Here is a 21,613-nt window from a genome sequence, read left to right as displayed (position 1 = left end):
CTCAGTCCGGCTCGTCCTCGCCCAAGGCCGCGTAGGGAATGCGCATCGCCGCGCGCTGTTCACCACCCGAGATGTCCGCCTCATGATCCCACCCCTTGGGATAGTAGAAAGTCTCTTTGAGATTGTCCGGGATCGCGGCACCGCTCGCAAAGCCGCGATAGGTGCCCCACAACTGCATGAAGCGGAATTGCAGCACCGACAGCCAGACCTCGCGCAGGCGCGACTCACGCTTGGCATGACGCAGGTCGGACACCACGTTGCGCGCGAAGCAGGCAACAAAATCGGCGAAGCCGAAATGCTGCTCCGGCGCGATGCGTTGCAAGGCTATAGCTTCGCGCCGGTAGCGGTTCAGCACCTGGCGCCAGCGCTCGTCATGCACGTGGATGACGCCCGCCTCGCCATGGTAGGCGACGCGCAGGCCGCGTTGGCCAACGGCTTTCGCCCAGGCCAGGTCTTCGAGCCCGGTCAGGGACTCGTCGTAGGGTAGTTCCAGCCATAACGCGCGGCGTACCGCCGCATTGGCGTTGTTGCAGAACCAGCCCGGCATCAGCTGCATGCCGCCCGCCGGGTAGAGTTTCTCGAAGATCTGCTGCTCGGCGTACTTGGTGCGTTCGTCGCCGCGCTGCTGGCCGTACACCACCGCCACTTCGGGATTGGCGAAGGGCGAAATCAATTTTTCGAGCCAGTCGCGGTAGATGGGATAGACGTGGGCGCTGGCCATCACCAGGAATTCGCCGCGCGCCGCCGCGCAGCCCACGTTCAACGACCGCCCGAAGGAGAAATCCTCGCGCGCTATGTGGCGGATGTGCACCGGGTAACGCGAGGCGATGGCGAGCGTGGCATCGGTCGAGCCGGAATCGACGACGATGATCTCGACCTCGCGCAGCGTCTGCTCGAGGATGCCCGACAGCAGGCGGCCGATGTGTTGCTCTTCGTTGCAGCAGCGGATGATGACGCTGACGCGCGGCGCGCTGTCACTCATGGCCAGGCTCATGCCGAGAAGAGCTGCGCATAGTCGACGCGCGGAAACACTTCCAGGTGCCCACCGACAGTGGCATTGAACACCTGTGCGCCGGCCTCCGCGTAAACTTCGCGGGCGCGCTGGTAGGCGGTCTCCATGCGCTCGACCTGCGGATCGTGCCAGCGGTAGCCGGCGCCGAAATACTGCGGGTGGAAATGATTGGGGTCTTCACCGTGGGAGGTCCATACATCGCCGACGCTCTCGACGTGCGCCGGACGCCGGTAGTTGTGATCCATGCCGATGAGATAGACCTCCTTGAAGCCCATGTACAAGGCGAGCTGCAGGCAGATATAGGTGACCGTGCCGCCTATCCACAACACCCGCGCCGCGTTGCGCGAGAAGCGCGGGAAGCCCGAGCGCGGATCGAAGTCGTAAATCGCGCGAAAGTAATGGTGATTGTCGCGATCGAACGCCGCGTAGCGGAAGTGATCGGGAAAGAAACAGTTAGAGGCGCGCACCTGCTCGCGGATCTCGCGCCAGCGATCGGCATAGACCAGGAAATCTTCGACCACGTAGTAGCTCGGCTCGAAGCCCAGCCAGTCGTAGATGAGGAAAATGCCATTGACGGCGAAAGTCACCTCGTTGCGCAGCGGCGCCGGGTCGATGAGCTTCAGCGACGGTCCGCCACCGAGGATGAAACAGCGCTGGCCGGCATGACGTCCAGCGAAGCGGGCGATGGCCGGCCGGTCGCGATGCCAGCCGCAATAGGCGCCATAGAAGGCGCGCGAACAACGTGCCGCCCGCGCCGCTTTGAACAGCACCCGTTCGACGGCGTTCATACCATCGAGGTAATGCGGCAGCATCGGCGTGCTGCGGGCGTCGGCGTTCATGGCGTGGGCTGCGAGGCTCAGCGCCTGCCGGTCAGCAGGCGCAGGCCGGCGGCGGCCTTCTCGCGCAGGTAGGTCGCCCCCAGCGGCAGGAACAAGGTATGTTCAAAGAACGCCACCGCGTGATAGCCGTGGCGACGCATGAAGTCGGGAATCGACTCCGCGCCGCGGTCTTGCGGGTCGTTCCAGCCGTGCAGTTCGAGCAGGAACGCGGTGCGGCCGTGTTCGAGTATGCGCCGCGCGCCGCGCAACATGCGCAGTTCGGCGCCTTCGATGTCGGCCTTGACGAAATCCGGTATTTCATCGCCGCACAGCTCGTCGAGGGTGACGCTCGGCACCGTGAGCTCCTGCCACGCCGGCCCGTCCGCCGCCGGGCGCGGAAACAGGCCACCGCTGATGTTCGATTGCGTGGTGTAGAAGGTCACCGTGCCGGCGCTGTCACCGACGGCCGCGAAGACCGCGTCGATACGACGACCGCTCTCGCCGCTCCAGCGCGCCGCATTGCGCGTCAGTTCTTCATGACGGATGGGGTCGGCCTCCACCGCGATGATGCGCCCGCCGCGCATGCAGCGGCTGGCGGTCAAGGTGTACTGGCCAAGGCTCGCGCCGACGTCGACGAACAGCGCGGCGTTCTCCAGGAAACGCGGCAGGTTGTCGAGCAGCTGGCGCTCGTGACAATCCTCGCGAAAGTAGGCCTCGTTGAGCGTCGCGTACACTTCTTGTTTATCCATGGGCGGGCTCCTCGACGAAACTGTCGTCACTGAATCGATAACGGAAGTAACGCCCGAGTTCGTCCGCGCAGGCGGCCAGTGCACGGGGCTGGAAATCGGGAAAGTCGCGGGCAAGGCGCGCTGCGCTGACCACGCGATCCTCGGCGAAAAAGCCACGCAGGTATTCCTCCGAACCGCGTGTTGCGGCGGCGCGCGGCGCGCGCTCGCCACGCCCCAGCAGCAAGTCGCGAATCGCCAGCACGCTGCGCTCCGGCAGGTGGCGGGCAATGCTGAGCGCGATGCGATTGAAGGCCGGCTCGCGGCGCACCGCGTGCATGAGCTCACGCAGGTTGCTCGAGTAGAAACCCAGCCACGAGGGCGCGCCGCCGGCGTCGGCGCGGAAGCGCAGGCGGCCGTGGCCGACGATGTCGGCGAAAGTGGTGAAGAATGTCTGCCAGCTCATGCTCTCGGGGCCGGGCACGTTGTAGATACCCGGTCGAAACTGACGAACCACGCCGAGCAGCAAACGCGACAGGTCTTCGCCGTAGAGCGGTTGGATCCGGCCGGACAGGTCGCGATAGTCGACATCACCGGCCATGAAGGCTTCGAAGATGCGATCGGTCCACACGCCGCAGAACGGCCCGTAGACCACCGTCGGACGCACATGCAACTGCCAGGTGGGCGCGTCGGGCAGGCTCAGCAAGGCCTGTTCGGCGGCGACCTTCTCGCGCGCGTAGCGGTCATGGCGCGGCGGGCGCAGGGGCGCGCCCTCGTCGAATTCATGGCCCTTGGCGAACGGTTCGTAGACCGACATCGAACTCGTATGGACCAGGCGCAGGTCCGGATTGCGGCGCCGCGCCGCCGCCACGAACTCGGCGAAGCGCTGCACCTGCGCATGGCCGCTGATACCCTCGCGCCGCTCGAAGGGATGAGAGAAATTGACCAGCAGGTCGACGTCTTCGTCCAGCACCACGGACACCGGATCGGCCGACGGGTAGAGACGGACGTCGACCTCGTGGCGCGCGACATTGGACAGGCTCTTGGCGCTGCTCGAATACACCACCGGCGTCACGCCGCCCTCACGCAGCGCGAGCCGCACGAAGTCGTAGCCGAGGAAGCCCGAGCCGCCGAATACCGCGACCTTCATCAGAATCCCCCCGCCATCGGCAGCGCCTGGGCATAGGCTGCGTCAATGATGCGGGCGACACGCAGCGCATCGTGCACCGTCACGCCCTGGTTGTCGCCGGCCACGATGAAGCGCCGGTAGAAGGCATCGAACAATTCATGGTATTCGAGGCGCTGCGGCGGCCCACCGAGGGCGATGCCCTCGATACCGGTGTCGCCATCGAGGCTGACGCGCAGGCTGTTGTCGCGCACGTCGACGTTCACCACCGCGCCCTCGAATTCGAAACGCGCCTGGTTGGAGAAATTGCGATTGCGGCTCAGGGCCAGGCTCACCGGCAGTTCGCCGTCTGCGCGCAGATGCAGCACGCAGTTGGCCTCGATGGCCTGCTCGCCGTGCCTGAGATCGGCGTCCATCCAACTGCGCGCGAGCGTCAGTCGGTCAAAAACCTGGCACAGCAGATCGATGGCATGGGGCCCGGTGTCCTGCAGCACGCCGCCACCGTTGAGCTGTCGCGAGAACGAGCCTATCGAGGCCGCCTTCCAGCTGAACACGCCGCCTTCGGCGAGCTGCACCGCGCGCAGAGGCCCGAAAGTGGCGCGTCGGCGCAGTTCGCGCACCAGCGCGAAACTGCCGAGAGCGCGGCGGATGTGGCAGACGAAGGCCTGGCAGGGCGCGTCGGCGAGACTCGCCGCGATCGATTCGGCGCCGGCGAGGTTGTTGGCCAGCGGCTTTTCGATCACGAGTCGCCGACAGCGCATCTTGAGGTCATCGACATAGGGCGCATGCAGGCGCGGGGGCGTGGCGATGACGGCGATGTCGTAGCGGGCCGTTTCCGGCAAGCGCGGCAACACCGACACGTCCTTGCGCGCGCCGAACTTCATCGCAAGCTCGGCGCGGCGGCGCGCATCGACCTCAACGATGGTCACGGCGGTCATGCCACACAGCGTGACGAGGCGTGGCAGGTGGAAATCGACGCCGACGGCGCCACCACCGACAATGACTGCAGATTGTCCGCTCACACGCCCGCCCTTAGCCGTCCCTACCCATAGTGCCGCTGCTTGTTGTATGCGGTCGGCGGCAAGCATACCCGCCCCGCGCGCGCAGCGCGACGCGGCATCGCGCCGGCCGGCCACTGTATAGCGGTCAAATCGGGACGGTTCTGAACGCGCCGCCATGCACGACTCGAGGCGCGCTGCCCGAGGCGCGTCGCGATCGCGGTCACGGTGCTAGGATGCATGCTTGGCGGCCGTCGCCCAGCCGCGGGCGAACATCATCCAAGGGGAGCATCCATGTCCGAAGTGCAGTACTACGAGATCCCGGGCTTCGTCACCCAAAGCGGTTTCACGCTCGACGTCAAGCTTGCCTACAAGACCTTCGGCACCCTCGCGCCCCGCGCCGACAATGTCGTCGTGGTGCCGACCTTCTACGGTGGCCGCCACGGCGAAACGGAATTCATGGTGGCCGCGGGGCGCGCCATCGACACCGGCAAGTACTTCGTGGTCATACCCAACATGCTCGGCAACGGCTGCTCGACCTCGCCCAGCAACACGCCCGCGCCCTATGGCCGCGGCGGCTTTCCGCTCACCACCGTCTACGACAACGTGCTCGCCCAGCATCGCCTGCTGACCGAGCACCTGGGCGTGAAACGCATCCGTCTGGTGAGCGGCTTCTCCATGGGCGCGCAGCAGAGCTACCAATGGGGCGCGCTGTTTTCCGACATGGTCGACGCCATCGCGCCGATCTGCGGCTCGGCGCGCACGGCCGAACACAACTACGTGTTCGTCGATAGCGCCGTCAACGCGCTCACGCTCGATCCCGACTTCAAAGACGGCTGGTACGAAAGCCAGCCCCTGCGCGGTGTGCTGGCTTTCGGTCACGTCTATTCGGCGTGGCTGTTCTCCCAGGACTTCTTCCGCGAAAAGCTCTACACCAGGCTCGGCCTCGCCAGCCGCGATGACGTGGTGAAGTTCACCCAGCGCTATTTCCTGGCCAACGATGCGAACGATCTGATTGCCATGGCCCGCACCTGGATGGCCGGCGATATCAGCGCCAACCCGCGCTTCGGCGGCGACTTCGAGGCGGCCCTGAAAGCCATCACCTGCCGCGCCATCGTCATGCCGGGTGACACCGATCTGTACTTCCGTGTGCCTGACAACGCCTACGAAGTCGCGCGCATGCCCAATGCCGAGCTGCGCCCGATACCGTCCAAGTGGGGCCACGGCGCCGGCTTCGGCATCGACCCGGCGGACAATGCCTTCATCGATGCGGCGCTGGCGGAACTGCTGGGCTGACGCGCGTTCGAACGGCCGGTTGGAGGGGATATGACAGACAACACATGCGCGCTCGGCGTGCTGCTGGCGAGCGCGCTCGCGACGCATGCGGCGCAGGCTTTCGAATCGGTGCGGTTGGGGCAGCTCGACCTCAAGCCCAGTTTCAAGACCATCCTCGCCCTGCAGTACGGCGAAGGCATCAACTACGGCTTCGGCGCCATCGACAGCCCCGGTGAAACCGAGCGCTCGGTGGCCTATCTCGTCGCCAAGCCCAAGGTGGATCTCAGCCTGCCGCTGGCGCATCAAGCGCTGGTGGGAGACTCATCGCTCTATGGCGCCTTGTCGGTGGTGGCGGCCACCACCCAGCTTGACGGTGAGCTCTCGGGTCAGGTGGCGCGCGCCGGTGATTGGGCGGTGAGCACCGATCATGCCTATCTCGGCTGGAAGAACGAGGTGCTCGACCTGTCGGTGGGCGGCCAGGAATTCTCGGTTGGCGACGGCTTCATCATCGGCGACGGCAATTACAACAAGGGCGGCGAGAACGGCCAGTACTGGTCAGGGGGATTCCTGTCCTGGCGCAACACCGCCATCCTCAAGGTCAACACCAAGCCACTGCGCGCCGACCTGTTCTGGCTGCGCACCGACACCGATTTCAAGGACGCGCGCGTCGCCGGCATCAACATCGAGACCACCACCGCCGACACCTTCGGCACCTTGGGCGCGATGTACCTCGAGATCCTGCAGGGTGGCGCCTTCAACTACGACGGCATGAAGGTGTGGAACCTGCGCGGCGCCGGCATCAAGGTGCCGGGCGTGCCGGCCCTGAAACTTTATGGCGAATGGGTGCTGGAGCGCGGCCGCGACATCCAGGGCGGCGGCATGCCCAACGATGCCACCGCCTGGTACGCCGAGGGCGAATTCACCGTGCCCGGCCTGCCGTGGCTGACGCGCCTGTCCTATCGTTACTCGTGGATGCAGGGCGACGATCCGGGTACGCGCGCCAACGAAGAGTATCGCGGCCTGTTCTACACCATCTTCCGGCGTGACTGGGACACCTGGTACCAGGGCGAGATCGCCGGCGAATACCATCTGTACAACGAGAACCAGATTACGCAGATGGTCAAGCTCAAGACCTTCCCGCGCCCGCAGTGGTCGATGACGTTCTACTACTACCATCACCAGCTCGAAGAGCCCCATTACTTCGCGACGCCCTTGACCGAGACCAACTGGGCGGACGAACTCAACTTCGGCGTCGAACATTTCGTCGGCGATCGTTTCTTCGGTTACGCCGGCGTGGCATGGTCGACGCCCAACGCGGCGGCCCGCCAGGTCTATGGCGACAAGAATTTCTGGGTCATCCAGACCTACCTGTCCTACAACTTCTGAGGACCGGCCATGAGCACACCCGCCAGCCCAGGCTTGCACGGTACGACATCCGATCCGGCCTACGCCGCCGGTTGCGCGCACGTCGACGGCGAGTTCGTGCCGATAGACGCGGCGCGCATCCCCATCACCGATACCGGCTTCACGCGCTCCGACTGCACCTACGACGTGATCGCTACATGGCGCGGCAGTTTCTTTCGCCTCGACGACCATCTCGCGCGCTTCGAGCGTTCGTGGCGCGCATTGCGACTCAATCCGCCGCTCACGCGCGAGGCCATGCGCGAAGTGCTGATCGAATGCGTGCGCCGCAGCGGCCTCGCCGACGCCTATGTCGAGATGATCGTGACGCGCGGCTCACCGCCGCCCGGCGACCGCGATCCACGCAACTTCAAGAACCGCTTCTACGCCTTCGCCGTGCCCTACGTGTGGCTGGTGAAGCCCGAGGATCAACTGCGCGGCACGCACCTCGCCATCGCCCGCGAGGTGGTGCGCATCGCGCCCGACGCGGTCGACCCGACGGTCAAGAACTTCCACTGGGGGGACCTGACCCGCGGCCTGTTCGAAGCCTTCGAGCGCGAGGCCAATACCGTGGTGCTGCTGAACGCGGCGGGCGAAGTGACGGAAGGGCCGGGCTTCAACCTGTTCGTGCTGAGCGAAGGCCGCCTTTGGACGCCGGCCTCGGGCGTGCTGCTCGGCATCACCCGCGACACCGTCATGGAGCTCGCGCGCGGCCAGGGCATCGCCACCGAGGTCACCATGTTCGGGCCCGAGCGCCTCGCGCGGGCCGACGAGATCTTCATCACCAGCACCGCCGGCGGCGTGATGCCGGTGACGCGCCTGGACGGCAAGGCGGTGGGCGACGGACGTCCCGGTGAAACCACGCTGGCACTGCGCCAGGCGTACTGGGATGCCCACGACGACCCGCGCTGGACCACCCGCGTGCTGCCCTGATCAAACCTGTTCATCGATACCCACGAGTGCCTTCATGAGTTCATCCATTCGCATCCTTGACGTCGCCGAGCGCGACGTGGTGCTGCCCGAGCAGCTCGGCTTCGGCCGCCACTTTTCCACGCGCATGTTCACCCAGCGCTACAACCCGGAACGCGGCTGGCACGACGCCCGCATCGACGCCTACGCGCCGATCACGCTCGACCCGGCGGCGACGGTCTACCACAACGGCCAGATGATCTTCGACGGCACCAAGGCCTATCGACGTCCCGACGGTCACATCAACCTGTTCCGCCCGCAATGCAACGCAGAGCGCTTCAACGAGTCGGCGCGGCGCATGGGCATGCCGAGCGTCGATGCGGCCCTGCACGTCGAGGCCATGGAAACCCTGGTGGCGCTCGATCACCGCTGGGTGCCGGACCGCGAAGGCACGGCGCTGTACATCCGCCCGGTGATGATCGCCACGGAGAAGACCCTCGAGGTGCGCGCCAGCCGCGAGTACCTGCACTACATCATCCTGTCGCCGGTCGCGCCCTACTTCGCCGCCGGCTTCGCGCCGGTCTCGGTATACGTGTCCGACGACTACGTGCGCGCCGTGCGTGGCGGCACCGGCGAAGCCAAGACGCCCGGCAACTACGCCGGTTCGATCGCCGCCACCGAAGTGGCGCTGGCCAAGGGCTACCAGCAGGTGTTGTGGCTGGACGGCGTCGAGCGCCGCTACATCGACGAGGTCGGCGCCATGAACATCGCCTTCGTGTTCGACGGCCGTGACATCGTCACGCCGGTCTTGACCGGCGCCATCCTGCATGGCGTGACGCGGCGCTCGCTGCTGCAGATGGCGCCGGACCTCGGCTACACCGTCACGGAGCGCCGCATTGCCATCAGCGAGGTGTTGGACGGGCTCGCCAACGGCCGCATCACCGAGATCTTCGGCATGGGCACCGGCGCCGTCATCGCGCCGGTCGGCCATATGTACTTCGAAGGCCGCGACATCCAGGTGGGCGACGGCCAACCCGGGGCAGTGGCGCGGCGCCTGCACACCGAACTGACCGGTCTGCAGACCGGCAAACGGCCCGATCCCTATGGCTGGACGCGCAAGATCACCGTGCCGGCCACATAAGTCCTTTTTCCTGGAACGACAGAGCACGCGACATGACCACCGTACACCTCATTGAATACGAAGACGCCAACGACGACGTGCGCGCCGTCTATGACGACATCCGCGCCACCCGCAACACCGACTTCATCAACAACTTCTGGAAAGCGCTGGCCATCAACCCGCAGCAGCTCAAGCGCACCTGGGAAAGCGCCAAGGCGGTGATGGCGCCCGGCGCGCTCGACCCCCTGACCAAGGAACTGATCTACATCGCGGTGTCGGTCGCGAATTCCTGCGAGTATTGCATCCACTCCCACACCGCAGCGGCGCGCGCCAAGGGCATGAGCGATGCGCAGTATGGAGAACTGCTGGCCGTGATCGGCATGGCGCATCACACCAACGGACTGGTGTCGACGCTGCAGGTCGAGGTCGACGAGCTGTTCAAAGTGCGGAGCTGAGCCTGGCGCTTGCAGGCCGAGGCGTGGCGTCGATCACGGCACGCCTCGCGAGCGGCTGTCATGATCAAACTGGTAGCCGTGCGCGATCATGCGCGTCTGGTTCAGGACGAGTTTAGTCGCCCGGCCTAGTGTGCCTTTCGCTGTCGTTGGTCGACGCGCCGCCCGGGCTCGCGATGTCGCTGTAAGCGCAATCATGATCGGGGGCAAAGTCGGCGCGTATCACCGGCAACCATTTGCGCCGCGTGACGTCTACCCTGCACAAAGGTGGTGGCCGCGAGGTCGCGACATCCAACAAAGGAGCGTTCAAAACATGGGCAAACAGTCGACCGCACGCCTCTTGGTGCTGCTGCTGCTGACCGCGTGCGCCGCTTCGGCAGCCGCGCGTGGCGGACATGGACATGGTCACGGCCACGGCGGCCATTACCGCGGCAGCATCGGCTTCTACTTCAACGATCCTTTCTACTGGGGTCCTGATCCTTTCTTCTATCCCTACCGGCCCTACGTCTACAGTCCGCCACCGGTGATCATCGAACAACGCGAGCCGCCGGTGTACATCCAGCGTCAACCGGCCGCGCCTTCGTACTCGGCGCCCGCCGCCGCGCCGTCCACCTGGTACTACTGCCAGAATCCGGCCGGCTATTACCCCTACGTGCAGAGCTGCAGCCAACCGTGGGTGTCGGTAGACCCGCGCACCGTGCAGCCGCCCGCGCGCTGATCCATTTCGCAGGAGTGAACCCGATGAATACCCCCTCACGTTTCGCCGTCCTCGCCCTGTGCGGCGCGCTGGGCGCCTGCGCCACTTACCCGAGCGGCCCGAGCATGATGGCCCTGCCGGGCAACGGCGCATCGTTCGACCAGTTTCGTGCCGACGATTACCAATGCCAGAGCTATGCGCAGCAGGCCCTGGGCATCAGGTCGCCGCAGCAGAATGCGTCCGACAGTGGCGTCAACAGCGCCGCGGTCGGCACGGCGGTGGGCGCCGCCGCGGGTGCGCTGCTCGGCGCGGCGTCCGGTAATGCCGGCGCCGGCGCCGCGATCGGTGCCGGCAGCGGCCTGGTGCTGGGCAGCGCCGCCGGTACCGACGCCTATGCCTCGGGCGGCTACATGGCACAGCAACGCTACGACGACGCCTACATCCAGTGCATGTATGCCAAGGGTCACCAGGTGCCCGTACCGGCGAGCGTCGCCAACTACCAGCAGACCCAGCCGAGCTACGTCGCGCCGCCGCCGAGCGGGCCGGTGACCGTGCCGCCGGCCGGCGGCAACTACCCTCCGCCCGGCACACCGGCGCCTCCCGGATACTGATCGAAGATACTTGCGGGGCCGTCGTCACGGCGGCCCCGGCGCTCCCTCCCGACGCACTCTTCTCGGCGCATCGCGCATCTCACCCGTAGCTTGCTGCCCGCACGCGATGTAGTCCATCGACAGTACGTCGCAAATTCCTGTTTTTCCGAAATTCCTGATTCCATTCCCAGCGCCAGCGGTGGTAAGGTACCGGGTCACTTCGTGACCCGCAGCCAAGTCGCGCCTGGTAGCGCGGCGGCGGTTCAAGCCGGTCTATAGGCGAATGCGAGCGGAATCAACGGCAGCGTGATAGACGAACAAGTAGAAGGCCTGACCAGACCCGATGACTGGGGTCGTCGTCGCGGCAGCATCAGACATGAGGTCTCGCTGCCCGCGATCGTGTTCGATCGCAAGAACAACGCGGTTGCGTGCACGATCGAAGACATCAGCAGCACCGGCATGGCGCTCAAGATCGATCTGAAGACGCCCGAGCCCGGCCGCGAAGCGCTCGAGCAGGGCACCAGCGCGCGCCTGGAATTCTCCGTGCGCCTGACCGACGGCAGTAGCCAGAAAGTGCAGTCGCCAGTGCAGATAATGTGGCGTACGCCGGTGGGCCTGGGCGTGCGCTTCAAGCGCCAGGACGACAATCTCCGCACCGCACTCAAGGCCATCGCCCAGGCGGCAGTCGAAGCGCGTGTCGGTGATCCCCTGCAAAGTCGCCGCGGCCGTTCGGCCGAACATCGCAAGATCATGCTCGCCTGCCGCAAGACCGCCGAGAAACTGCTGCCCAACATCATCTGGACGCTGCGCACCGAGACCGGTCGCCGCCTGCGCCACGAGGCCGACACCTCGACGCCGTCGCAGGCACGCGAAGCGCGCAGCGAGGCCGACCTGCTCGATGAAAAGGCCATTCCCATCGGGCGTACCATCGAACGCCAGTTCCTGCAGGCCTTCGCTGTGGTAAGCGACCTCGACCAGACCCAGGAACTGACGGTGGCCCCGATACTGCTCAAGCGCGCCGACGCCGGCGACGGTCCGCGCATCGGCGTGGTGGACGATGAGGAGATTGAACAGGATTCGACCATCATCGCCATCGGTCACGCCGCCGCGGAGAAATTCAAGCTCAAGCTGTTCCAGCTGAACGTGCGCCTGGCCAACGTGCTGGGCCACCCATTGGACCCGCAGGAGAACCCGCTGCAACCCGCCACCGCATGCCGCATCCTGTGGCAGGCGACGGTCGAGTATTGCGATTCGCCGCGTGTGCGCCGTTGTCTGCACGACGCCATCCGTCTGCGCGTGGTGCCCTTGCTGGGCGAACTCTACGACGCCATCGACAAGACCCTCGACGACGAGCGCGTGCCGCGCGCATTCGATCGCATCGACTGAGCCACGAGCGCTGCCAAGCGCCCGGCGGCAAGGTATATTGCCGCCGCCGCGTCATACGCGGTCGGTTCGCCTTCATTCAGCACTACGGAGTTACGCGATGGCCAGCGCCTCACCCACCGCCGGATATGTCATGAACCAGACCATGCTCAGGGTTCGCGATCCCAAGGTCTCGGTTGCCTTCTACCAGGACGTGCTGGGCATGACCCTGCTCGACCGCTACGACTTTCCCGACATGCAGTTCTCGCTCTATTTCGTCGGCTACCTGGGCGAAGGTGAAACCATTCCCAGCGACCGCGCGGAGCGAGCGCGTTGGGTGTTTGGCCGTCCGGCATTGGTGGAACTGACTCACAATTACGGCAGCGAGTCCGACCCCGATTTCGCCGGCTACCACAACGGCAACAGCGATCCGCGCGGCTTCGGCCACATCGGCGTCTCGGTGCCCGACGTCTATGCCGCCTGCGAGCGATTCGAAAAACTGGGCGTGGAATTCGTCAAGCGCGCCGACGACGGCAAGATGAAAGGACTGGCCTTCATCAAGGACCCGGACGGCTACTGGATAGAGATCCTGAGCCCGCGCGGTTTGAGCGCGATCGTCGCATCCTGACCGCACTCATTCGACGCCGGCCGACGACGCGGCCGGCGTCAGCTGAACATCAGGCGTTGCGTATCGTCAGTCCGCCATCCACCGCCAGGTGCTGGCCGGTGATGTACTGCGCGGCCGGCAGCACGAAGTTGAGCGTCGCCTGCGCCACCTCCTCGGGTTCGGCATAACGGCGCAGCGCCACGCGGCGGCGTGCGAACTCCGCCTTGGCCTCTTCCGGAATGCCGGCCGTCATGCCGGTGCGAATGGGACCGGGGCAGATGCAGTTGACCGTGATGCCGCGCGTCGCGAGTTCCACCGCCAAAGAACGCGTCAAGCCGATGACGCCGGTCTTGCCGGCGGTGTAAGGGCTGTAGCCACGGCTTGCGCCCAAGGCTTCGGTCGAGGCGATGTTGACGATGCGTCCCGCCCCGCACTTCAGCAGGTGCGGCAGGCAAGTACGGATCAGCATCACCTGGGATTTCAGCAGCACGTCCAGGGTTCGGTCCCACACCTGCTCGTAGTCGGCGGCCTCGATCGGCAGCTCGTTCGAGATGCCGGCATTGTTGACCAGGATGTCGAGCCCGCCCCACTTGGCGACGATGCCCGCCACCACCCGCTCCCGATCGGCATTGGAACTGACATCCAGCGTCCAGCCCTCGGCGCTACCGCCCACCGCCTTGATCTCGTCGACCACCGCCTGCACCTTGGCGGCATCGAGATCGGTGACGGCGACATGCGCGCCCTCGTCGGCGAACAGGTGCGCCGTGGCGCGGCCCATGCCGCTCGCCGCGCCGGTCACCAGCGCGACCTTGCCGGCGATGCTGCGACTCAATGTACTCAAACGTGTCATGCGTGTTTATCCCCCGTGTCGTTGATCAATTCCTGCGCCAGCACGCGCAGCCGGCTTTTCTGGATCTTGGTGCCATTGGCGCTCAAGGTGGTCGGGAAGGCATCGAGCGTGAACACCCGCTTCGGCACCTTGTAACTGGCGAGCCGCGCCGCGCAAAAGTCGATGACCTGCCGCGCGTCGACACTGTCCGCGGCGGGCAGCACGAAGGCGACCGCGGCCGGCGCGCCGTCGACCTCGACCGCCACCACCTGGCTGCTGTGCACCGCGGGGTGTTCGTCGATGACCGATTCGATCTCGAGCGGGCTGGTCAGAAAGCCGGCGAGGCGCATCACGTCACCCATGCGCGCCACGTAACAGAAGCGGCCATCGGCTTCGAGGTAGCCGAGATCGCCGGTGCGCAGGAACCCATCGGCGGTGAAGGTCGCGGCGGTCGCCTGCGGGTCGCCGAAATATTCGTGCAACAGGCTGGGGCCGCTGATCTCGAGTTCACCGGCGACGCCGACCCCGAGCAGCGCGCCGCTGTCCGGATCGCGCACGCGCACGCGCGCTTCGGCGGCGACCGGGCGTCCGCCGCCCTTGCGGCGTTCGCTGGCCGGCAGTTCGAGCGGCTGCAATGCATAGAAGGCATGGCATTCACTCATGCCGTACAGCCCGCGTAGTGTGACGCCGCGCGCGGCGGCGCGTTCGACGATGTCCTCCAGCGCCGGGTTGAACAGCGCATAGCCGAAGTGTTCGAGGCTCGGAAAGGCAAGCGGCCCGTCCACTTCCGCCAACATCCTGTCCATCATGTCGTCGACGCCGTTCATGTGCGTGATGCCGAGTTCGCGCAGCAGGCGCGCGCACAGTACCGCGTCGAACACCGGCAACATGATCATGGGCGCGCGCGCCGCCAACGCCGCCAGCGCCTGGGTGTAGCCGAACACGCCGCACAGCGGCAAAGCCTGCAACACTTTTGCGCCAGCGCGGTTCATGCCCAGGGCCACCGCCACGTCGTGGGCATGGCGCGCGACCGTGCCTTGCACATGGCAGACGAACTTCGGTGCCTTGGTGGTCCCCGAAGTGGTGAAGATCACGCAGCGATGTGCGGCGCTGCCGAGTTGCGGAACGTCATCCTCGAGCGTGGCGAGATCCGCGTAGCGGCTATGCGGCACGCCCGTGATGAGTTCGCCGCGCGGCGCGTTGCCACTTTCGTCGTACACGATCACCTGTTCCACGCCGCGCAGGGCAGCCGGCTCGATGGCGGCGAGAATGCCGGCAAAATCGATGGCTTTGAAATCGGGCCACAGCACCAGCACGCGGCAGCCGGCGCGCGACACGATGTCGGCCACTTCGTGGGTGCGAAAGCGCGTGTTGACCGACACCAGGATGGCGCCGAGTCGCGCGCAGGCGAACATCAGGCACAACCAGGCCGGGATGTTGGGCAACCACACCGCTACTCGATCACCTTCACCCACCCCGCGCGCCGCCAGTCCCGCCGCGACGCGTCGGCTTTCGGCCAGCAATTCGCCGTGGGTGAACGCGCGGCCTTGGTAATGGACGGCGATGTCGGTGGCGGGCGCGGCGGCGAGCAGTTCGGCGAGTGGCAGGGGCGAGGCTGTCATGGATAAAAAGCGTCAAGGGCAGGTGAAGTCATCGGCATCAGGCGCGCCGCCACACCAACAGCTGATTGTTGGCCGGCATGCAGTGATCGTCGTCCAGCACGAGGCCGTGGCGGGCGGCCAATTGCTCCAGCAGCGCGCGATCGCGCAGACCGAAATCCGCATCCAACGAGCGCGCCCAGGCGTCGAGCTGTTGGTTGCCTTCGCTGGTGAAACGGCCGTCACGATTGAACGGACCATACAGCAGGAACACGCCGGCGGCGGCCAGGTGCGCGCCGACGCCGCGAAACAGCGCGGCCAATGCCGGCGAAGTCATGCACTGCACGACGTTGGCGGCGTATACCGCATCCACCACCGCCAGCGGCCAGGGCTCGCGCTGCACATCGAGCGCAATGGCGGGGCACAGGTTGGCGAGGCCCGCGCCGGCGAGATTCTCGCGCAGTCCCGCCACCTGGCTGGGCTGTTCGCTCGCCTGCCAGCGCAGATGCGGCAACTGCGCGGCCAGGAACAGCGCGTGCTGACCGCTGCCGGCGCCGATCTCCAGCACCGTGCGGGCGCGCAGCAGGTAACGCTCGATGACGGCAAGGATGGGCGCCTTGTTGCGCTCGGCAGCGGGATTGAACGGTCGGCTCATGGCGCGATTCTATCCAGCGGCGCAGCGCTCGGCACCGCCAGATCGATAGCGCGACAGCGCCGACAACGCACTGTGCTATGGTCACGCGCCACTTCGAAAGCGCAGCGCGCCTCCCTTGCCATGAACGCAGCCGTTGACCCCGCCGCCAAGCCACGCTACCGCTTCAGCGGCCTGCGTGGCCTGCGCCCCTTCCTCACTCCCTACCATCGGGTGATTGCGGCGGCCTTGCTGGCGCTGCTGGCGGCGGCGCTGTCGACGCTCGCCATGCCGGTCGCGGTGCGCCACGTGGTGGACAGCGGTTTGAGCGCCGCCCACAGTGCGTCGGTCAACCGCTATTTCCTCGGCCTGTTCGCGCTGGCGGTGGCGACCGCCTGCTTCGCCGCGCTGCGCTTCTACCTGGTGTCGTGGCTGGGCGAACGGGTGGTGGCGGATCTCCGCAGCGCGGTGTTCCGCCATGTGCTCGGCTTGAGCCCGAGCTTTTTCGAAGTGACCAAGAGCGGCGAACTGCTGTCGCGACTCACCACCGATACCACGCTCATCCAGAACGTGGTCGGCAGCAGCCTGTCGATAGCCCTGCGCAGTTCACTGACACTGTTTGGCGCGGTGGTGATGCTGTCAATCACGAGCCCGCGCCTGACCGGCATCATCCTGCTCGTGATCCCACTGGTGGTGGTGCCCATCATCCTTGCCGGGCGTCGCGTGCGCGCCTTGTCGCGCGCCAGCCAGGATCGGCTGGCCGACACCTCGGCGCTCGCCGGCGAAGTATTGAACGCCATGCCGCTGGTACAGGCCTACACGCTCGAACAGTTGCACGGCGCTCGTTACGATGCCAGCGTGCAAGGCGCGTTCGACGCCGCGCGCCGTCGCATCCGCCAGCGAGCCCTGTTGACCGCCTATGCCATCACCATGGTGTTCGGCGCACTGGTACTGGTGCTGTGGATCGGCGCGCAGGATGTGGTCAGCGGTCGCATGAGCGGCGGCGAACTCGGCCAGTTCCTGCTGTACGCGGTGTTCGCCGGCGGCTCGACCGCCGGCCTGTCGGAGATCTTCGGCGCCTTGCAACAAGCGGCAGGCGCGACCGACAGGCTGGTCGAACTGCTGGCGGTGCAGCCCGACCACCCGCTGCCCGCGGTGCCCGACACGCTGCCGCTGCCATCGCGCGGCGAGTTGCGATTCGAAGGCGTGGGCTTCAGCTATCCATCCCGCCCCACGCCGCCGGCGCTCACCGATTTCAACCTGAACCTCGAACGAGGGCAGACCATCGCCCTGGTCGGGCCATCGGGCGCCGGCAAGAGCAGCGTGCTGGCCCTGGCGCTGGCCTTCTATCGGCCGCAGCAGGGCCGCATCCTGCTCGATGGCGTCGACATCGCACGCGTCGCGCCGCGCGAGCTGCGCCAGCGCATCGCGATAGTCGCGCAGGACACCGTGCTGTTCGCCGACACCATCATGGAGAACATCCGTTACGGCCGGCCCGATGCGAGCGACGAGGAAGTGCGCGCCGCCGCGCGCGCCGCCGCGGCCGCCGACTTCATCGACAAGCTGCCGCAGGGCTACGCGACCGAGGTTGGCGAACACGGCGTGCGCCTGTCGGGCGGCCAGCAGCAACGAATCTCGATTGCGCGCGCAGTATTGAAGCAGCCGGCCATCCTGTTGCTGGACGAGGCGACCAGCGCGCTCGACGCGGAATCGGAACTGCTGGTGCAGGAAGCCTTGAGAGCGCTGATGCGCGATCGCGCGACGCTGGTCATCGCCCATCGGCTGGCCACCGTGCGCAGCGCCGACCGCATCGTGGTGCTGGATGCCGGCCGCATCGTCGCCAGCGGCACCCATGCCGATCTCAGCGAGGAAGGCGGCCTGTATGCACGGCTTGCCGAGTTGCAGTTCAAAGACGGCGCGACCACCGACCCGGCGCTGCCGGCCTGATTCCCGACGCAGTCATCCCAGGAGCCCCATGCAATGAAGTTCTATGACAGCAAGATCACGCCCAACCCGCGCCGCGCGCGCATCTTCCTTGCCGAGAAAGGCATCAGCCTGCCGACCATCGAGGTAAACATCCTGGAGGGCGACAATCTGAAACCGGAGTTTCTCGCCATCAATCCGCGCGGCCTGCTGCCCACCCTGGAACTCGACGACGGCACGCGCTTCGACGAGGTGATGGCCATCTGCCGCTATTTCGAATGCGTGCAACCCGAGCCGCCGCTGCTCGGCCGCAATGCGAAGGAGATGGCGATCGTCGAATCGCGCCAGCGCAAGATGGAATTCGACGGCATGATTGGCGGCTCGGAAGTATTTCGCAATCAGCATCCGAATTTTGCGCAGCGCTCGCTGCCGGGCGCCGGGGGTGAGGTGATACCGGCCATTCCCGGGCTCGTCGAGCGCGGCACGCAATCCATCGCGCGCTTTTTCAAGTGGCTGGAGATCTATCTCAACGAAAGCGAGTTCGTGGCCGGCGATATCTACACCATGGCCGACATCACCGCGCTGTGCGCCGTCGACTTCGTGGCCTGGGTCAAATTCGCCATCCCGCCGCAAAACACCCGCACGCTCGCCTGGTACGCCAAGGTCTCGGCGCGGCCCAGCGCCGAGGCCTGACGTAAGCTGCCCCGCACATCTGATCCCCACTCAGTCCGTCGGCTCGCCTAGCCCCTCGCCCCAACTCCTCGTCCATGGCGGCAAGCTTTGCCGCCTCACCTCAAGCACGGTCGCCAGGCGGCCGCTATGGGGAGGCTGTCGTTCACGGCCGACCGGCACCTGCGCCGCTTCCACCGTGAACTTGGAGCCCACGTGCGTTCCGTACACTGACCAGGCGTTGAGCATGCAATTTGGCGTAAAGGAGAAGCTGCGGGCATTTGCCGCCTTTGGAATCGTCGCGACACTGGTGGTCGGGCTGGTCGGCTACCACAGTGAAAAGCAGCTTGGCGATGCGCTGACTGGCGTCAACATCAAGATGGGCGCGCTGCGCGGTCACATGGAAAGCGACATGATGCATGACGCTCTGCGCGCCGATGTGCTGTCAGCCCTGCGCGCCGCGCAGAGCCGTGACGAGGCGGGCCACAAGCAGGTAGTGGCCGACGTCGAGGAACATATCACTTCGTTCCGCGAAAACATCGACCACAACGCCACGCTGCCGCTGTCCCCTGAAATCAAGACCGCCATCGAAGACGTGCGCCCGGCGCTGGACGCCTACGCCACCGCTGCCCGCGAAATCACCACTCGGGCCTTCCAGGACGCCAGCGTCGCCGAGGCCGGCATGCCGCGCTTCCTGGCCTCCTTCAAGGAACTCGAAGGCCGCATGTCCAGCCTCTCGGACCTCATTGAAGCCGACGCCCGGAAGGCTGAAGTCGAGGCCGACGCTGCCGCCCAAAGCGGCGCGAAATGGATCATGGCGATGTTCCTGCTGTCGGCGGTGGCGGCCATCGTGGTGTCGTTCTTCCTGATCCGAGGCATCACCTCACCGCTCGACCGCCTGTACCGGGCCATCCACGCGCTGCGCAGCGAACAAGGCAGCGCCACGCGTCTCGACGGTTTCCATCACGAATTCGAAGCAGTGCAGACCGAGTTCAACGGCGTGCTCGACGACCTGGAAGCGCGGCGCAGGGTGGAACAGGAACGTGCCGATGCCGCGCTGCGCGTGCAGCAGGCATTGAACGCCGCCGCCGCCAACGTCGTGCTGTGCAACGACGCCATGGAAGTGGTGTACGTCAACGACACCGCGCAGGCGATGTTCCAGCGCTACGCCGGCGACCTCAAACGCGACCTCGTGAATTTCAACCCGGCCGCCATGGTCGGCCGCAATATCGATCAGTTCTACACCGAGCGCCGCATTCCCGCCGCGCTCGAGCGCCTCAGCGCGCCGCGTACCGATGAGCTGCTGTTGGGCGGCAAGACCTTCAGCGTCACTGCCACGCCGGTGCGTGGCGAGCATGGCGAGCGCCTGGGCGTGGTATGCGAATGGGTGGACCTGACCGAGCAGCGCGAAGCCGAGCGTCAGATCCAGTCAGTGCTCGACGACGCCATCGCAGGCCGTCTCGACAGTCGCCTGAAGTCCGACAGTTTCCATGGCTTCACGCGCGCGCTGGCCGAATCGGTCAACCATATGCTGGATGCCATCACCGCGCCGTTGAATATCGCTGCCGAGCAGTTGAAGGCGATTGCCGACGGCAAGATTCCGGCGCCGATCACCACCGAATTCCATGGTGCGTTCAACGACATCAAGAGCAACCTCAACACCTGCTGTGACGTACTGCGCGCCATGATCGAAGACGCCACGGCGCTGGTCGAGGCGGCCGGCGCCGGCCAGCTCGACCAGCGCGCTGAACTCGATCGCCACTGGGGCGATTTCCGTCGCATAGTCGCAGGCATGAACGCCATGCTCGATGCGATGGCCGGGCCGGTCAGCTCGGCGCGCTCGGTCATGACCGGTCTCGCGGCCGGCGACCTCAGCGGTCGCATGGCTGGCGACTACCGCGGCGAATTCGCGGTGCTGCGCGATGCCATGGACGCCTCGGTCGAGAACCTCGCGAACATGGTCACGCGCATTGGCCAGTCGGCCAACAGCATCGGCACCTCGGCGACCGAAATCGCCAAGGGCAACCAGGATCTCAACCGCCGCACCCAGGAACAGGCGGCATCCATTGAAGAAACCTCGGCGGCCATCCAGTCACTCACCCAGCGCGTACAGGACAATACCGGCAACGCGCGCCAGGCCAACCAGCTCGCCTCCTCGGCCCGCGCCGAAGCGGAAAAGGGCGGCCAGGTGGTGGCCGACGCGATCAACGCCATGACCGCCATCAACGCCGCCAGCAGCAAGATTGCCGACATCATCTCGGTCATCAACGGCATCGCCTTCCAGACCAACCTGCTGGCCTTGAACGCCGCCGTCGAAGCGGCGCGCGCCGGCGAACAGGGTCGCGGCTTCGCGGTGGTGGCAAGCGAAGTACGCAATCTCGCGCAGAACAGCGCGGCGGCGGCGCGCGAAATCAAGGATCTCATCGGCGACAGCGTCGACAAGGTCAATCATGGCACGCAGCTCGTGAACGACTCCGGCAGCACGCTGCGCGACATCGTCGGCGCGGTGAAGAGCGTGAGCGACATCATCGCCGAGATCACGGCGGCCTCGGAAGAACAGCTCAGCGGCATCGAACAGGTCAACACCGCGCTCTCGCAGCTCGACGAAGTCACGCAGCAGAACGCAGCCCTGGTCGAGGAAGCGACCGCCGCCAGTGAATCGATGGACGACGAAACCCGCGCCCTGACCGAGCTCATGTCGTTCTTCAAGGGCAGCAGGCGCGAGTTCATGGCGCCGCCGGCGTCCGGCGTCGAGCCGGCCGCCGAACGTCGCAAGGCCAGCCGCCCGTGGAGTGGCAACGACACCGCGGTCAACACGCCGCGCGCGGCCAAAGTCGTCAATGGTGACGACACCTGGAACGAGTTCTGAAC

Annotated in this window: 20 protein-coding genes; 12 read left to right on the top strand and 8 right to left on the bottom strand. The window is 66.1% G+C overall.

The features are described from left to right. Position 1: 1 nt before the first annotated feature. The 5 genes from IPM80_01395 to IPM80_01375 are packed head-to-tail and all read right to left on the bottom strand — an operon-like array spanning position 2 to position 4,703. Positions 2-982, bottom strand: coding sequence for a glycosyltransferase family 2 protein (locus tag IPM80_01395; GenBank protein MBK8957098.1), 981 nt, complete (start codon positions 980-982; stop codon positions 2-4). Between the two features lie 8 nt (positions 983-990). Beyond that, complete coding sequence (locus IPM80_01390; protein ID MBK8957097.1) at positions 991-1,851, bottom strand: DUF115 domain-containing protein; 861 nt, start codon at positions 1,849-1,851, stop codon at positions 991-993. Between the two features lie 17 nt (positions 1,852-1,868). Continuing rightward, positions 1,869-2,579: an FkbM family methyltransferase gene (locus tag IPM80_01385; GenBank protein ID MBK8957096.1), complete on the bottom strand. Its 711-nt coding sequence runs from the start codon at positions 2,577-2,579 to the stop codon at positions 1,869-1,871. Then, positions 2,572-3,705 carry an NAD-dependent epimerase/dehydratase family protein gene (locus IPM80_01380; protein MBK8957095.1) on the bottom strand — a complete coding sequence of 378 codons (1,134 nt, stop codon included), beginning with the start codon at positions 3,703-3,705 and terminating at the stop codon, positions 2,572-2,574. Before IPM80_01380 ends, IPM80_01385 begins: the two co-directional genes overlap by 8 nt. Continuing rightward, on the bottom strand, positions 3,705-4,703 hold the full coding sequence (locus IPM80_01375) for a Gfo/Idh/MocA family oxidoreductase (GenBank protein MBK8957094.1): 999 nt from the start codon (positions 4,701-4,703) through the stop codon (positions 3,705-3,707). The genes IPM80_01380 and IPM80_01375 overlap by 1 nt, the downstream gene beginning before the upstream one ends. Positions 4,704-4,973: 270 nt before the next feature. Between IPM80_01375 and IPM80_01370 the strand changes: the two genes are divergently transcribed. The 9 genes from IPM80_01370 to gloA all read left to right on the top strand — a co-directional run bounded on the left by IPM80_01370 (position 4,974) and on the right by gloA (position 13,113). After that, positions 4,974-5,975, top strand: a complete 1,002-nt coding sequence (locus IPM80_01370) for an alpha/beta fold hydrolase (protein MBK8957093.1) — start codon at positions 4,974-4,976, stop codon at positions 5,973-5,975. A gap of 30 nt (positions 5,976-6,005) precedes the next feature. Then, positions 6,006-7,340, top strand: coding sequence for a hypothetical protein (locus tag IPM80_01365; GenBank protein MBK8957092.1), 1,335 nt, complete (start codon positions 6,006-6,008; stop codon positions 7,338-7,340). Positions 7,341-7,349: 9 nt separating this feature from the next. Continuing rightward, positions 7,350-8,288, top strand: coding sequence for an aminotransferase class IV (locus IPM80_01360; GenBank protein ID MBK8957091.1), 939 nt, complete (start codon positions 7,350-7,352; stop codon positions 8,286-8,288). A 34-nt stretch (positions 8,289-8,322) separates the two neighbouring features. Beyond that, on the top strand, positions 8,323-9,405 hold the full coding sequence (locus IPM80_01355; GenBank protein ID MBK8957090.1) for a branched-chain amino acid aminotransferase: 1,083 nt from the start codon (positions 8,323-8,325) through the stop codon (positions 9,403-9,405). 32 nt (positions 9,406-9,437) lie between these two features. Continuing rightward, positions 9,438-9,839: a carboxymuconolactone decarboxylase family protein gene (locus tag IPM80_01350; GenBank protein ID MBK8957089.1), complete on the top strand. Its 402-nt coding sequence runs from the start codon at positions 9,438-9,440 to the stop codon at positions 9,837-9,839. 310 nt (positions 9,840-10,149) lie between these two features. Continuing rightward, positions 10,150-10,554, top strand: coding sequence for a hypothetical protein (locus IPM80_01345; protein MBK8957088.1), 405 nt, complete (start codon positions 10,150-10,152; stop codon positions 10,552-10,554). Positions 10,555-10,577: 23 nt separating this feature from the next. Continuing rightward, complete coding sequence (locus tag IPM80_01340; protein ID MBK8957087.1) at positions 10,578-11,144, top strand: hypothetical protein; 567 nt, start codon at positions 10,578-10,580, stop codon at positions 11,142-11,144. Positions 11,145-11,429: 285 nt separating this feature from the next. Beyond that, the gene (locus IPM80_01335; GenBank protein ID MBK8957086.1) at positions 11,430-12,509 is read left to right on the top strand and encodes a DUF1631 family protein; all 1,080 of its coding nucleotides are present in this window, start codon (positions 11,430-11,432) and stop codon (positions 12,507-12,509) included. 97 nt (positions 12,510-12,606) lie between these two features. Next, positions 12,607-13,113: a lactoylglutathione lyase gene (gloA, locus tag IPM80_01330; protein ID MBK8957085.1), complete on the top strand. Its 507-nt coding sequence runs from the start codon at positions 12,607-12,609 to the stop codon at positions 13,111-13,113. A gap of 49 nt (positions 13,114-13,162) precedes the next feature. Here gloA and IPM80_01325 read toward each other — a convergent pair whose 3' ends face one another. Genes IPM80_01325 through IPM80_01315 form a run of 3 tightly spaced genes read right to left on the bottom strand, consistent with a single transcriptional unit; the run spans position 13,163 to position 16,174 of the window. Beyond that, positions 13,163-13,942 (bottom strand): SDR family oxidoreductase, encoded by a 780-nt coding sequence (locus IPM80_01325; protein MBK8957084.1) that lies wholly within the window; start codon positions 13,940-13,942, stop codon positions 13,163-13,165. Continuing rightward, a complete protein-coding gene (locus tag IPM80_01320) occupies positions 13,939-15,543 on the bottom strand; it encodes an AMP-binding protein (GenBank protein MBK8957083.1) in 1,605 nt (534 codons plus the stop codon). The genes IPM80_01325 and IPM80_01320 overlap by 4 nt, the downstream gene beginning before the upstream one ends. Positions 15,544-15,580: 37 nt before the next feature. Then, positions 15,581-16,174 (bottom strand): DUF938 domain-containing protein, encoded by a 594-nt coding sequence (locus tag IPM80_01315; GenBank protein ID MBK8957082.1) that lies wholly within the window; start codon positions 16,172-16,174, stop codon positions 15,581-15,583. Between the two features lie 120 nt (positions 16,175-16,294). Between IPM80_01315 and IPM80_01310 the strand changes: the two genes are divergently transcribed. The 3 genes from IPM80_01310 (at position 16,295) to IPM80_01300 (ending at position 21,611) form a co-directional block, all read left to right on the top strand. Next, positions 16,295-18,097 (top strand): ATP-binding cassette domain-containing protein, encoded by a 1,803-nt coding sequence (locus IPM80_01310; GenBank protein MBK8957081.1) that lies wholly within the window; start codon positions 16,295-16,297, stop codon positions 18,095-18,097. Positions 18,098-18,130: 33 nt separating this feature from the next. Beyond that, positions 18,131-18,766 (top strand): glutathione S-transferase N-terminal domain-containing protein, encoded by a 636-nt coding sequence (locus IPM80_01305; GenBank protein ID MBK8957080.1) that lies wholly within the window; start codon positions 18,131-18,133, stop codon positions 18,764-18,766. Positions 18,767-18,989: 223 nt separating this feature from the next. After that, on the top strand, positions 18,990-21,611 hold the full coding sequence (locus tag IPM80_01300) for a PAS domain-containing protein (protein ID MBK8957079.1): 2,622 nt from the start codon (positions 18,990-18,992) through the stop codon (positions 21,609-21,611). The last annotated feature ends 2 nt before the right edge of the window (positions 21,612-21,613 follow it).

Source organism: Pseudomonadota bacterium (assembly GCA_016719885.1).
GTDB lineage: Bacteria > Pseudomonadota > Gammaproteobacteria.
This window is presented reverse-complemented; position numbering and strand designations above follow the sequence as displayed.